General features: G+C 58.7%; 14 protein-coding genes. 8 read left to right on the forward strand and 6 right to left on the reverse strand.

The window, feature by feature from the left end:
- Window positions 1-3: 3 nt before the first annotated feature.
- The 3 genes from ACZ5FP_RS17085 to ACZ5FP_RS17095 form a co-directional block, all read right to left on the reverse strand.
- On the reverse strand, window positions 4-864 hold the full coding sequence (locus ACZ5FP_RS17085) for an ABC transporter permease subunit (protein ID WP_346307484.1): 861 nt from the start codon (window positions 862-864) through the stop codon (window positions 4-6).
- A 63-nt stretch (window positions 865-927) separates the two neighbouring features.
- A complete protein-coding gene (locus ACZ5FP_RS17090) occupies window positions 928-1,935 on the reverse strand; it encodes an ABC transporter permease subunit (protein ID WP_403183956.1) in 1,008 nt (335 codons plus the stop codon).
- A gap of 52 nt (window positions 1,936-1,987) precedes the next feature.
- Window positions 1,988-3,592 carry an ABC transporter substrate-binding protein gene (locus tag ACZ5FP_RS17095; RefSeq protein WP_346307486.1) on the reverse strand — a complete coding sequence of 535 codons (1,605 nt, stop codon included), beginning with the start codon at window positions 3,590-3,592 and terminating at the stop codon, window positions 1,988-1,990.
- Window positions 3,593-3,925: 333 nt separating this feature from the next.
- On the opposite strand from ACZ5FP_RS17095, the gene ACZ5FP_RS17100 reads away from it, so the two are divergent.
- From ACZ5FP_RS17100 to ACZ5FP_RS17120, 5 genes are all read left to right on the forward strand, one after another.
- Window positions 3,926-4,687 (forward strand): 3-hydroxyacyl-CoA dehydrogenase, encoded by a 762-nt coding sequence (locus tag ACZ5FP_RS17100; protein ID WP_464661372.1) that lies wholly within the window; start codon window positions 3,926-3,928, stop codon window positions 4,685-4,687.
- A gap of 178 nt (window positions 4,688-4,865) precedes the next feature.
- Window positions 4,866-6,059, forward strand: coding sequence for a hypothetical protein (locus tag ACZ5FP_RS17105; protein ID WP_464661373.1), 1,194 nt, complete (start codon window positions 4,866-4,868; stop codon window positions 6,057-6,059).
- Window positions 6,056-6,646 carry a protein-S-isoprenylcysteine O-methyltransferase gene (locus tag ACZ5FP_RS17110; RefSeq protein WP_464661374.1) on the forward strand — a complete coding sequence of 197 codons (591 nt, stop codon included), beginning with the start codon at window positions 6,056-6,058 and terminating at the stop codon, window positions 6,644-6,646. Before ACZ5FP_RS17105 ends, ACZ5FP_RS17110 begins: the two co-directional genes overlap by 4 nt.
- Before the next feature lie 54 nt (window positions 6,647-6,700).
- Entirely contained in the window at window positions 6,701-7,384 is a 684-nt protein-coding gene (locus tag ACZ5FP_RS17115; RefSeq protein WP_464661375.1) for a hypothetical protein, read from the forward strand.
- A gap of 108 nt (window positions 7,385-7,492) precedes the next feature.
- Window positions 7,493-7,882, forward strand: coding sequence for a DUF930 domain-containing protein (locus ACZ5FP_RS17120; RefSeq protein WP_464661376.1), 390 nt, complete (start codon window positions 7,493-7,495; stop codon window positions 7,880-7,882).
- Between the two features lie 54 nt (window positions 7,883-7,936).
- Here the strand turns inward: ACZ5FP_RS17120 and ACZ5FP_RS17125 are convergent, their stop codons facing one another.
- Entirely contained in the window at window positions 7,937-8,887 is a 951-nt protein-coding gene (locus tag ACZ5FP_RS17125; protein ID WP_464661377.1) for a cell wall hydrolase, read from the reverse strand.
- Between the two features lie 239 nt (window positions 8,888-9,126).
- Here ACZ5FP_RS17125 and ACZ5FP_RS17130 point away from each other — a divergent pair, with 239 nt between their 5' ends.
- The 3 genes from ACZ5FP_RS17130 to ACZ5FP_RS17140 all read left to right on the forward strand — a co-directional run bounded on the left by ACZ5FP_RS17130 (window position 9,127) and on the right by ACZ5FP_RS17140 (window position 11,029).
- Window positions 9,127-9,318 carry a hypothetical protein gene (locus ACZ5FP_RS17130; protein WP_223612529.1) on the forward strand — a complete coding sequence of 64 codons (192 nt, stop codon included), beginning with the start codon at window positions 9,127-9,129 and terminating at the stop codon, window positions 9,316-9,318.
- Between the two features lie 90 nt (window positions 9,319-9,408).
- Window positions 9,409-10,188, forward strand: coding sequence for a HugZ family pyridoxamine 5'-phosphate oxidase (locus ACZ5FP_RS17135; RefSeq protein ID WP_464661378.1), 780 nt, complete (start codon window positions 9,409-9,411; stop codon window positions 10,186-10,188).
- A 4-nt stretch (window positions 10,189-10,192) separates the two neighbouring features.
- On the forward strand, window positions 10,193-11,029 hold the full coding sequence (locus tag ACZ5FP_RS17140) for a TrmH family RNA methyltransferase (RefSeq protein ID WP_464661379.1): 837 nt from the start codon (window positions 10,193-10,195) through the stop codon (window positions 11,027-11,029).
- Here ACZ5FP_RS17140 and ACZ5FP_RS17145 read toward each other — a convergent pair.
- Window positions 11,000-12,061 carry a hypothetical protein gene (locus ACZ5FP_RS17145; protein WP_464661380.1) on the reverse strand — a complete coding sequence of 354 codons (1,062 nt, stop codon included), beginning with the start codon at window positions 12,059-12,061 and terminating at the stop codon, window positions 11,000-11,002. The genes ACZ5FP_RS17140 and ACZ5FP_RS17145 overlap by 30 nt on opposite strands.
- A 144-nt stretch (window positions 12,062-12,205) precedes the next feature.
- Window positions 12,206-12,766: a DUF1134 domain-containing protein gene (locus ACZ5FP_RS17150; protein WP_223613446.1), complete on the reverse strand. Its 561-nt coding sequence runs from the start codon at window positions 12,764-12,766 to the stop codon at window positions 12,206-12,208.
- Window positions 12,767-13,001 lie beyond the last annotated feature (235 nt).

A 13,001-nucleotide genomic window follows, 5' to 3' on the forward strand; every position in this document is an offset into this window, starting at 1 on the left:
ATCTCAGCTCCTCTTCAGTTTGGGATCGAGGGCATCGCGCAGACCGTCGCCAACGAGATTGATCGCAAGCACGGTGATCAGGATGGCAAGACCGGGGAATGTGACCACCCACCAGGCGCGCAGGATGAATTCGCGTGCCTCTGCCAGCATGGTGCCCCATTCCGGTGTGGGCGGCTGCGCACCCATGCCGAGGAAGCCCAGAGCCGCCGCTTCAAGGATGGCATTCGAGAAGGACAGCGTGCCCTGCACGATCAGCGGCGCCAGACAGTTCGGCAGAATCGTCTTGAACATCAACCGTATGTGGCCCGCACCGGCAAGCTTGGCGGCAATCACATATTCGCGGTTCTTTTCACTCATCACCGCCGCGCGCGTCAGACGCGCAAAGTGCGGCTGCAGAACCAGCGCAATGGCGATCATCGCGTTGAACAGGCCCGGTCCCAGGATGGCAACGAGCACCAGCGCCAGCAACAGTGGCGGAAAGGCAAGAATGATATCCATGATGCGCATGATCAGCGCATCGACCCAGCCGCGGAAATAGCCGGCGAGAACACCGAGGATGACGCCGGTGACCATGGAAATGGCCACGACAATCAAACCGATGAACAGCGAGAAGCGCGCGCCATAGATCAGGCGGGACAGCAGATCGCGGCCAACAGCATCGGTTCCCAGGAGGAATGACGGATTGCCGCCCTCCTGCCAGGCCGGTGGCGTCAGCAGTGCTTCGCGATATTGCTCATAGGGCGCATGCGGCGCAATGAACGGTCCGAGAATGGCAACGAGGACCAGAAAAATCAGGGTGGCAAGCCCTATGACAGCGCCTTTGTTGACGCTGAAATAGAACCAGAATTCTGCAAACCTGCCCATGCGGCCCTCTTTCGGGGCGGCAGCAAGCGGTGCGGGAGGGGAAACTTCGTTAGTCACAGTTCCTCACTTTACGCGGATACGCGGGTTGACGACCGCATAGAGCAGATCGACAATCAAATTGACGGTCATGACGATCAGCGCGACCAGCATCAGGCCGCCTTGAACGACGACGTAATCGCGTTTCGCGATGGCGTCGATCATCCACTTGCCGATGCCTGGCCAGGAGAAGATCGTCTCCGTCAGGATGGCGCCGGCCATCAGCAGGCCCATCTGCAGGCCGATCGTCGTGATGACGGGGATCATGGCATTGCGCAGGGCATGGATGCCGATGACCCGCTTCGGCGCGAGACCCTTGGCCCGTGCCGTGCGCACATAATCCTCGCCCAGCACTTCCAGCATCGCGGAACGTGTCTGGCGGGCGATGACCGCGAGCGGGATGGTTCCAAGCACGATCGTCGGCAGGATCAGATGCGAGAATGCGGATTTGAACGCACCCTTCGGCCCCGAAATGAGACTGTCAATCAGCATGAAGCCGGTTGTGGACTTGAAGAAATAGATCAGATCCATGCGGCCCGACACCGGCGTCCAGTGCAGAATACCGGCGAACAGGATGATCAGCAGGATGCCCCACCAGAAAATCGGCATGGAATAGCCAACCAATGCGATCCCCATACTCAACTGATCGAAGATCGAACCGCGCTTGACGGCGGCGAAAATACCGGCGGGAATGCCAATGATGACAGCAAACAGCATCGCACAGATGCTGAGCTCAAGCGTCGCCGGGAACAGGGTCAGGAAATCGGCAAGGACCGCGCGTTTGCTGGCGATCGACGTGCCGAAATCTCCATGGAAAATATTCCACAGGAACGAAAAATACTGCTCCCAGATCGGTCTGTTGAAGCCAAACTGCTCAAGCAGCATCTGGTGACGCTCCGGCGTCATGCCGCGCTCGCCTGCGAGCGCAATGACAGGATCGCCAGGCAGCAGGCGGATGAACATAAAAGCCACAAAGCTGATGCCGATAAAGGTCGGAATCAGCAGCAGCACTCGTGAAGCGATGTATCGGAACATGGTAACCCAATAAAAGGCGGTACCGGCCGAAGCCGGTACCGCGAGGAGTAAATTACTCGGTGACGTCGACGTAAGCGAAGTTATGAACGCCGAACGGGCTGGCTACATAGCCGGTCACGTTCTTGGTCATGGCTGTCGTTACGAGCGAGTGAGCAAGCGTGCCCCATGGAGCTTCGCGCTTGAAGATAACCTGGGCTTCTTCATACAGCTTGGTGCGTTCGGCCTGATCGGCAGTCACAGCAGCCTTGTCGATCAGTGCAGTGAACTCCTTGTTGCACCATGCGGTACGGTTGGCCTGACCGACGGCCTGGCACGACAGCAGCACGGCAAGGAAGTTGTCCGGATCGCCATTGTCACCGGTCCAGCCGAGAATGACCGCACCGTCATGCTTCGGATCGGAAGCGCGCTTCAGGTATTCCTGCCAGTCATAGCTGACGATCTCGACCTTTACGCCGACCTTGGCAAAGTCGGACTGCAGCAGTTCAGCCGTACGGCGGCCGTTCGGCATGTAGGGACGCACAACCGGCATCGCCCAGATCTTCATGGAAAGATCCTTCACGCCAGCCTTTTCCAAGGCCTTCTTTGCCGCTTCAGGATTGTATTCGTCATCCTTGATCGACTTGTTGTAGGACCACATTGTCGGCGGGATCGGGTTGATCGCCGGCTTGGCCTGGCCGAGGTAGACGGCATCAACGATTGCCTTCTTGTCGATGGCCATGTTGAGCGCCTTGCGCACTTCCGGCTTGTCGAAAGGTGCCTGGGTGGTGTTGTAACCCAGATAAGCAACGTTCAGGCCGCTTTCCTGGATAACGGTCAGGTTCTTGTCGGCCTTCAGGCCATCAACATCGGCCGGATCCGGATAGATCGTCAGGTTGCATTCGCCGGCCTTCAGCTTCTGCACGCGAACGGCCGCATCAGGTGTAACCGCGAAGATCAGGTTGTCGACGTTGACCTTGCCCTTCCAATAGGTCGGGTTGGCTTGGTAGCGGATCGCCGTGTTGAGCTGATAGTCAACGAACTGGAAAGGACCGGTACCGACCGGCTGTTCGTTGAATTTCTGCGGTGTGCCGTCAGCCATGAGCTTGTCGGCATATTCCTTCGAAACGATCGACGAGAAGTCCATCGCAAGGCCTGCGAGCATCGGGGCGCTTGGCTTGTTCAGCACGATCTTGACTGTCAGATCGTCCACTTTCTTGACTTCCTTGATCAGCTTGGGGAAGTCCATGCTTTCAAAATATTCGTAGGTCGCGCCTTCGACATATTTGGCCCACTTGCTGCCTTCCTTCTGACGTTCGAAGGAGAAAACCACGTCGTCGGCATTCAGCTCACGGCTTGGTGTGAAATAGCTCGTGGTCTGGAACTTGACGCCCTTGCGGATCTTGAACGTGTATTCAAGGCCGTCATCCGAGATCTTCCAGCTTTCTGCGAGCGCCGGGCGAACCGTCGATGTACCGGGCGTGAATTCAACCAATGGATTGAAAACAGCCTGGCCAGTCGCATCAAGCGTTTCACCGCCGGTATAAAGTGCAGGGTCGAAACCGCCGGGAGCAGCTTCAGAGCAGTACACGAGAGATTTAGCCGAGGCTCCACCTGCCATCAGCCCACCCGTCAACATTGCAAGCGCTGTCGCCGCAAGGAGTTTCTTGTAGGTCTTCATTTTTCCACCTTCAGAGGTTTTTTGTGTTGCCGGCCCCCATGCCCGCAACCGAGATTGCATGGAAGCCTTTGCAATGTCGCAATGCAAGCAGATTTATTCGCAGTCAACCTGCCATCTCATGAAGAAACGAAGATTCTGGGGAAATTTTTTAACAAAGTCACAAAAATAGCGAAATTCACTAAATGTGACGCATGGGACTTTTGCGAAGCAGCGTTTTTATATCTGCACAATCCCGGCCAGAACATGTTTCCCCCCAGCTCCGATCATAAATAACGACTGGATCAGGACCCAAACTCGTGCCAGAACGCATGAAAATCAGTGAGGAGATGCATTGTGAACGTTCAGGGCCAAACAGCGATTGTTACGGGTGGCGGATCGGGTCTGGGTGCCGCGACAGCGCGCGCGCTGGCAGAGAAAGGCGCTAAAGTTGCCCTTTTCGACATCAATATTGATGCAGCGCAAAAAGTCGCCGATGACATTGGCGGCCTGGCCGTGGCCTGCAACGTATCCAGTGCGGACGATGCCCAGCGTGCCGTTGCCCATGTCGCAAACAAGCTTGGCACCGCACGGATTCTGGTAAACTGCGCAGGCATTGCCAATGCCGGGCGGATTGTCGGCCGCGACGGTCCGCATGATCTGGAATTGTACCGCCGGGTCATCGAGGTCAATCTCATCGGTTCGTTCAATATGCTGCGGCTGGTCAGCGACGCGGCCGCCAAGCTCGAGCCGCTGGATACGGGTGAGCGCGGCGTGATCATTTCAACCGCCTCGGTTGCCGCCTTCGATGGCCAGATCGGCCAGGCGGCCTATGCTTCCTCGAAGGCAGGCATCGCCGGCCTGACATTGCCCGCTGCCCGCGAACTGGCGCGTTTCGGCATCAGGGTCATGGCCATTGCACCCGGCATATTCGGCACGCCCATGCTTTTGGCCATGCCGCAGGAGGTCCAGGATTCGCTGGCAGCCTCCATTCCCTTCCCTTCCCGCCTCGGCAAACCCGAGGAATATGCGGCCCTGGCCCTGCATATCATCGACAACCCCATGCTGAACGGTGAAACGATTCGCCTTGACGGCGCGATACGCATGGCCCCTAAATAACAGCGATTGGACAGGTTCAGGTTGAAGGCGAATACGCCAAAAAGCTGCCATGGTACCAACCATTGCAACTCTTTGCCTTTGACGACGTTCTGTTAACGTCGGTCATCTAAATTCCTTCTTGGCTCGATTGAGTTGAGAGCGCTGACACCGTCGCAATCGGAACCTGGAAAGGTGGCAGATGTCCGTTATCAATCGCCTGGTCGTTCTCTTGCCAGGCTTTGAACATATGCCGGTCGAGGCCCATCATCGGCGCTTCCTGCGGGAGGCAGCCAAGACAGCGCCTGTTTATGACATGTCGTTGCAGGAGGACGGCGCGTTGAAGGTATCGTCCGCGGAAGGCGGCGTCAGCGTGGGAGAGTTCACGCTTGCAACCGCCGGTGCGAACTGGTCCGCAAGAACTGATTTTGTCCTCTACGGCCTCGGTGACATCAACCATTTCTACGCCGCGCGCAACCCTGCCATTCGCGTTCTCAGCGGCATCGCCGCATTGATCGATTTCATTGTCAGCGGCACGTTCTTTCGCTTCCTGTCGACAAGTTGGCGCTATGCGCTTTTCTTCCTTTATCCGCTCGTCATCATGGGTGCCATTGTGGCGCTGTCCTACGGCACCGGTCGCATTGCCCTGGGGTTGACGCAGCAGGCGGCGGTTGCCGTTGCCGTCGGCCTGGCGACGGCCCTGGTTCTGCTGGTCGTGGCGGCACAAAAGATGCACTTCCTGCTGATCATGGATGACTGGACATTCGCGCGTGACATGGCACGCAACCGCCGCCCCGACATCACGGCAAAACTGCATCAGGTCATCAGCGATGCCGCAGCCCGGATCAGTCAGGCGGCACCAGCGACCGAGGTTGTCGTTGCCGCCCACAGCATGGGTGCGATCTGCGCCCTGCATATTCTCGATGCTGCCCTGCAGCAGAATGATTCCCGGCGCTATGGCCTGCTTACCGTGGGTTCAAGCCTGCTCAAACTGGCATTGCATCCGGCCGCCAAAGCCCTGCGGGCAAGCGTTGAAACCGTCGCGCGCAGCCGCGCCATCTGGGTCGACGCGCAATCGCTGACAGACCCGATGAATTTCTACAAATCCAATCCCGTCCGTGATCTGAACATCGCGAACGCGGAATCGCCCGTTCTGGTCAAGGTCCGCTTCCGCAGCCAGTTATGCGATGAAACCTACAAGTCCATTCGGCGGAATTTCTTCCGCGTGCACCGGCAATTTGTCTATGGCGTCGAAAAGCGCTCGGCCTATTCCTGGCACGCGATACTCTGCGGACCGGAAAGCTTTGCCGATGTCGCCGCACGCGGCGGGCTGCCATGCGAATGCGCTGCCCAGTCCTCCTCACCCATGAAAATAGCCGAAACTGCCACCATATGATGTCACTTGCCGTTGCCGGAAAGGCCCTGTGGGTCGTTCTTATCGTCGCCTGGTATCTCTTGCGCCGCCCGTTCGACAGGCGCGCGCGCCGCGCGAAACTGACCGTCGACCGCCGCAAGGGCGCCGACACGCTGCGGCTTGCCATATCGCTGGCCGGTCTTGGCATCATTCCGGCCGTCTATGCCGCCACCGGCCAGCCGGGATTCGCATCCTATACGCCAAGCCCCGTCCTTTTCACCCTTGGTATCCTGACCGGCATTGCCGCGCTGCTGCTGTTCCGGCTCACGCACAAGGCCTTGGGGCAGATGTGGTCGGTCTCCCTGCAACTGAAGCAGGATCACAAACTTATTACCACGGGCATCTACAAACGCCTGCGGCATCCCATGTACACGGCCTTCTGGCTCATGGCATTGACCCAGGCCTTGCTTTTGCCCAATTATATCGCCGGTCTATCGGGTCTGGCGGGGTTCGGTTTCCTGTTCTTCTCCAGAATTGGGGCGGAGGAACAGATGATGGAAGAGGCCTTCGGGGAAGAGTATCGCCAATATCGCGCCAGAACATGGCGCGTATTGCCATTGGTCTATTGAAAGCTGTGCCGTTTTCCGCGGCAAAGCCATCACAGGATTGAAAAGAGAATTATCTTGCTGAACACCGTTTCAAACGCATCAACCTCGTTCAAGATGTTCCTCGCGCCGGCCTTTGCCCTCTCCCTCGCGGCCTGCCAGTCGACCCTGCCAGCCAGCGTGTCCGTTACCCCATCGGCCTATGCGGCGGAGATGCCGGAACTGACCTGCGCCGCCCATGGCAGCGTCAGCGGATCAGCGGTGAAGCTGACCGCCAACCGGACCAGGCCCGGTGATCCGGCCTATATCGAATTCCGCCAGCGCCTGTCGCCCGGCATTCCAAGCGGCCACATGTATGTGGTTTTCGGCAGGCTCGATGCCAATGGCAATCCCGTCACGCGCCAGTATAACGGCCTCTTTCCCAAGGGCAGCCTGCTGGGCCTTTATGGCGGCGCCCTCATTCCGATGCCCGCGGAACTGAAGCCCAGTTATGCCGACTGCCATTTCGCCACGGGCGCGGCCTATCGCGTTTCACTGACGGAAGCGCAGTATCAGAGCCTTCTCGGCAAGGTACGCACCAATCTGGCCAACCCGCCGAAGTGGACGATGTTCGGTTACAACTGCAACAATTATGCCGCCTCGCTGGGCAGCGTGGCCGGTCTTGTCGAGCCGTCCAACACCGCCCTGCCGTCATTTGCCTATATCTATGCCTATATCGAAGCCAATGGCGACAAGAAGCCCGCCGCCCGGAAGCGGACGTAGAGTCTTTCATAATTTGGTCCCAATCCGGGAGACATTAGGGTCGGAACCGGCCATGCATCCGGACACGGACCATTGTCCTTCTGCCCATTTTCGGAGAGCCCGGCATCGATGAAATCAGTTCTGGCCATGCTTTTGGCGACGGCAGCCATTATGGGCTCAGCCAGAGCCATGGATTCAACCGAGGCCGAAGAGCTGGAAGGATTGAGTCCCGAGACCCGGCTGGAACAGCGCTGCGATCTCGAAGCCATGGAGCGTATCCACCACGATCCGGTCAAGCTGGTGCCCGACGAACTCGTCGCCTATGCCTTCAAGGAGCCCCTGGTGACCGGCGACAAGATCCAGTCCACCGGTGCAGCCTTCCGCAGCAAGGGTGAATGGTACCACCTCTCCTATACGTGCACGACCTCGCCCGATCACATGACCGTGCTGACGTTTCAATATGCGATTGGACAGATGGTTCCCCACAGCGAGTGGGCACAGCACTATCTCGTGCCGTAGACGAATCGGGACCGGCGCCGCCTGGGCGACGCCGGAGCCAAATTCCATGCCTGTCTAGTTTGTGAAGCCCGGACGGTCCTGCGCGAGCAGCATCTGCCCGATGGCATCGACGGACTTGCTCTTCGGCGCTTCAAAAGCAAGCACCGCCTGCTCCGCATTCTGCGGGATGGCTGCCGTCTTTGCCGGTGCCTGTGCGGGCGCCGTGAAAACCATGGCCGGTGCGGGCGGATCAACCGGCACGGCGACATTGGCAAAAGCAAGCTGCTGCGGAGCCGCCGCATGCGCTGGCTGTGCCTGCGCCACGGCGAAAGGCTGGTTGGTCACACGCCCGGATGTCGCGGTTGTCATCGTCGGCTGCGCGCTGGCAACCATGATGTTGTTGACCGACGCCGGGTTGGTATTTTTCATGCTGGCGATATAGGCATTCGCAATGGCAACACTGGCAACCTTGTTGCCCAGATCCGGCGAATTGTACCTGTCGCGCTTCTCGTAGAAAGCGTTACCACCGGCAACAACCGTATAGTGCATGTTGCGATAGGGGAAACGCAGACCGGCCGTGTGGAAGAACATCGCTTCCTTGACCTTGGGATGGCGCTGGCCCTTGAGCACGGCATCCGCCGCCTGCTGTACGTCCGGAAGCGCCGCCGACTGCATGGGCCGCGAAAGAACGCCGGGAGCAAACTGCCCCTTCTCGCCCACCACGCCGCAAATCGTATTGGCATATTTACCGGAATCGAGACGGTTCATCACCACGGTACCCACCGCGAGCAGGCCATCCTTGCTCGAGCGGTTGGACTCGAAGAACATTGCCCGTTCCAGGCATTCCTTGTCCTTCGGCGTATAGGCATAGGTCGACGTCTTGGAGACGGTCGTGTTGCTGCTTGTCAGATTTGCCTTCACCTTACCGGCATGCTGGGCATTCTGTGTGGTACACCCACTGACGAGGCCAATGGCGGCAATGACACCCACAATCGAGGGGGTTTTCCACTTCCTTGCGCCGATCACGAAGCAATTCTCATCGCTGTTTTTCCTGCTGGTGAAGTTGCCCACAGATTGAGGTCATTTGGGGCCAAACAATGGCAGATATAGCTAATGGGTGATCACAATCTACCATCTGTTTGAAATCATGACGTTATTTTATTCACAAAAGAAGCAAAAAATTTCTAAAAATGGCAAAATTAAGAATTTGTTTACCGTATTTGAAGTAAGGTTTACGCAACTGATCCGGCTCGAAAGACAGAATCATGCCCCACTATTCCGCAAGGTATGACACGCGTGAAGCACTGATGGAAGCGCTCGTCGAGTTGATGGCGCTTGAGGTACCGGCCGAGGAGTTTGCGCCCGTGCTGTGCACGATCGGACCGGTCGATCTCGACCTGCTTGCCGATTGCATGAACGATGTAGGCCTCAACGATAACCGGTCCATCGCCGCTTAGTTCCTCCCCCGTGAAAATGGCTTGCCGGGCACCCGCCAAGTCCTTATCTCTCGCCCAGCACCACGAGACCAGCAATGCGAGGGATGAGCTGTGACCCAGAAGAAAGAGGTACTGCGCGAGACCGATGCCGAAGCCGTCAGGCTGGCGCAGACATTGATTCGCAAGGCGCGCCATGCCGTCATCGCGACGCTCGATCCCGCGACAGGCGGTCCGATCGCCACCCGCGTCGGCCTCTCCACCGACCATGATGGAACGCCGGTCATTCTGGTCTCCGCCCTCTCCGCCCACACCCCCGCCCTGCTCGCCGATCCGCGCTGCTCCCTGCTTGCCGGCGAGACCGGCAAGGGCGATCCTCTTGCCCATCCGCGCCTGACCGTGTTTGCCCTGGCAAGGGAAATTGCCCGCGACGCGGCGGAACACGCCCGTATTGAATGGCGCTACCTCTCGCACCAGCCCAAGGCAAAGCTCTATGCCGGATTGGGTGATTTCCGTTTCTTCCGGCTGGAGCCCACGGGTGCCAGCCTCAATGGCGGCTTCGGCAAGGCTTATCACTTGACCGCCGAGGATTTGCTCACCAGCAATCCCGCCAACGCCGAGCTGGCGGCGGCGGAAAAATCCGCGGTCGAGCACATGAACGCCGATCATGCCAACGCCATATCGCTCTACGCCCGCTTCTTTGCCAAAGCTCCCGCAGGCAACTGGCGCATGACCGGAATTGACGCCGATGGTTTCGATATCGCCGATGGCGACGATGTCCAGCGCATCTGGTTTCCGGCACCGCTGACCTCGGCCAGGGACATGCATATGAGCCTGGTGCGCATGGCCGGTGAAGCGCGGACAGGCCTGGCCTCCGCAGGCGAAACGGTCTGACACGATGCCGCGACAGGATGAAGCCTGGCTGGAACACCGCATCACGCGCATCGATGACGCCGACGACGGGCGGCTCGGCCCCTATCGCAACGTCCGCGAGCGCGATCTGGTTGGGCGGGAAGGCCGTTTCATTGCCGAGGGCAAGGTTGTGCTCAACGTGCTGCTTGCCAATGCGGCGTTCGCGGTCGAGTCGCTTCTGGTCCTGGAAAACCGGCTTGCCGGCCTCGCGCAGCAGATAGCCCTCTGCCCGGACGACGTGCCGGTCTATTGCGTATCGCGCGCCGTCATGGATGCGATTGCCGGTTTTCCCATGCATCGCGGCATACTTGCCGTCGGCCGGCGTAGCGCCCCCCGTTCAGCCGACCGGCTGATCGATGCCCTGCCGGCCGCCTCGCTTGCCGTGGTGCTGTGCGGCATATCCAACCATGACAATATGGGATCGATCTTTCGCAATGCCGCGGCATTCGAAGCCGATTGCATCCTGATGGACGAAACCAGCTGCGATCCGCTCTACCGCAAGGCGATCCGCGTCTCGGTGGGTGCCGCGCTGAAGGTTCCGTTCGCGCGGGAGGGCTCGATCGACGATCTCGTCGCCAAATTGCAGCGGGCCAGATTCGACATTTACGCGCTCAGCCCATCCGGCACGGAAAGTCTCTATGCCGCACAACCGGGATCGCGCACGGCGCTGCTGCTGGGAACCGAGGGCGAGGGCCTGCCGAAAGCCCTGATGCAGACGCTGAAGACGATCAGAATCCCGATGTCCGAAACATTTGACAGCCTGAACGTGGCCACGGCCTCAGGCATAGCGCTGTCACGGTTTAGCCGGTTCTCCGGTATTTGATTCCACCGGAGAAGCTGCCTTTTGCAGCGCGCGGATGCGATCAGCCAGGCTGACGATTGCCTCGCCGTTCTCGTCATAGGCCGCCGATACGTCACCGCCCGCGGTTGCCAGGAGCTTGTTCACCTGGGAGGACGGCCCTTCGAGCCGGGCAACCATGGCGACCACCTGGGACGCCAGCGCATTCATCTCCTCGCGCAACCGTTTGCTTTCCTCCGCCTGCACAAGCGCCTGCTTGCCGCGCGGCGCTTGGTCAGCAGCAACGCCCTGCTTGCGGCCCTCGGCGATGATGCTGCGCAGCCGCTCGTTGAGGCGCTCGACTTCCTTTTCCCGCCGCAAAAGCTTGGCCTCGTTGTCCGATAATTTCGTCACCAGTTCGCTTGCCCGTGTTTCCGCGCTATTGCCGCGCTTTGTTTCCTGTTCGAGCGAATGCTGCAATGCCTTGAGCTCGGTTTCCAGCTTGTGTTTCTGTTCTTCGCTGTCCCGCTTGGCCCGGCGTGCGTCCTTCAGCTCGTCCGAAAGGTTCTCGATACGGGTGGTCTGTGCCGCCACATCGATCTGCAGGCTGTCGGCTTTCGTCTCCGTGCTGTTCAGGCGGCGATGCAGAAGTTCAAGCTCTGCCGAACGCTGCTCGAGGGTTTGCACGGTACCGCCAAGTTCCCCCGCCGATTTTTCCAGTGCCTGGTCGCGTTGCGCAAGGGATGCCTGCAATTCAGCGATGGTTGCATCCCGTGCGGCGAGATCGGCCGAGAGCAGGCGGACCTGCCGCTCCTTCTCGCTGAACGTCAGCAGTTGCTGCGCCGATTTCTCCTTGATGCCCGCAAGGGTCATTTCCAGCTTGCGCTCACTCACGGCGTGCTCTGCCCGCAGACCGTCGCGCTGCGCCTGGATTTCGTTGAGCGTCAGCGGTGTTTCCGCTTCGACGCGCCTGCGTGTCAGCAGCATGGCGCGGCGCCAGACCGGAGGCGCGAAGATCAGCACCAGCAGGACGGCACTCAAAAATCCGAGGGCGAGATAAAGTGCGGTCTGGATCACGATAAGGGTCCTGTTGGAAGATCGCGCAGAGGATAGAGCGGAACGTCCTCTGCTTCAAATCTGGCACAATGCCGGTCCGGCATCAAATGGCAAAGACGCGGAACGGCTTCCGCGTCTTGCCCAAACGTCAGCAAAGGAGAAAGATCAAAACGGGTTCCAGGTCGGAGACTGGGTGATCTTGAGATAACCGACATTCACGCCGAGCCGCGCGCCAACGCCGGTGCGTATCGGGACCAGCAAGACCTGATTGCGTTTGAGCACATTGAAGCCGACACCTGCGAAGAGATAGGCTGAACCTGCGACGCCGACAAAGCGGCCATAGAGATTTTGTATATCATCGAGATTATAGACGAGCATCATGACACGGGAACCCTGGCCGCCGAAGTCCCATCCGATCGATGGACCCTGCCAGAAACTTTTGTGATCCCCGGCATTTTTTGTATAAAGCGTGCCCTCGCCATAGGTGAGGCCCCCGATGATGGCGCCCGATCCCTCTTCACCCAGGATATAGCCGTTCGGCAGACCGTAGCTCTGGAAAATCTTCTCGACCGCCGATGCCAAACCACCGGACGTCGATCCGAAGAATCTCTGCCCCGAATTGACGATCTCGTCCATGGAGAACTGGTCCTGCGCTGCATTGGCCGCATGCGGCTGTGCGACAACCAGTGACACCATTGTCAGGATCAGGAGAAAAAAACGGTTCATAGACAAGAATAGAGACGCCATCATAATTCCTTTTGGCTGTTCGCTTCTTTGTCCGACGCCAGATGCGAATCTTGTGTTCGCCTTGTAATTGAAGCACCATTTAAAGGTCTAAACCTTGTATAAAAGTTTATGAATCGATCTTGGCATTTCAATGGCTTGCCGGGGACGGGAAAAAGATAAGGAATTCAGCATCTACCGGTATCGTTGACGTCGTTCTTGCCGATCCGGACCGAGC

It is taken from the genome of Phyllobacterium sp. T2-21 (assembly GCF_055378485.1).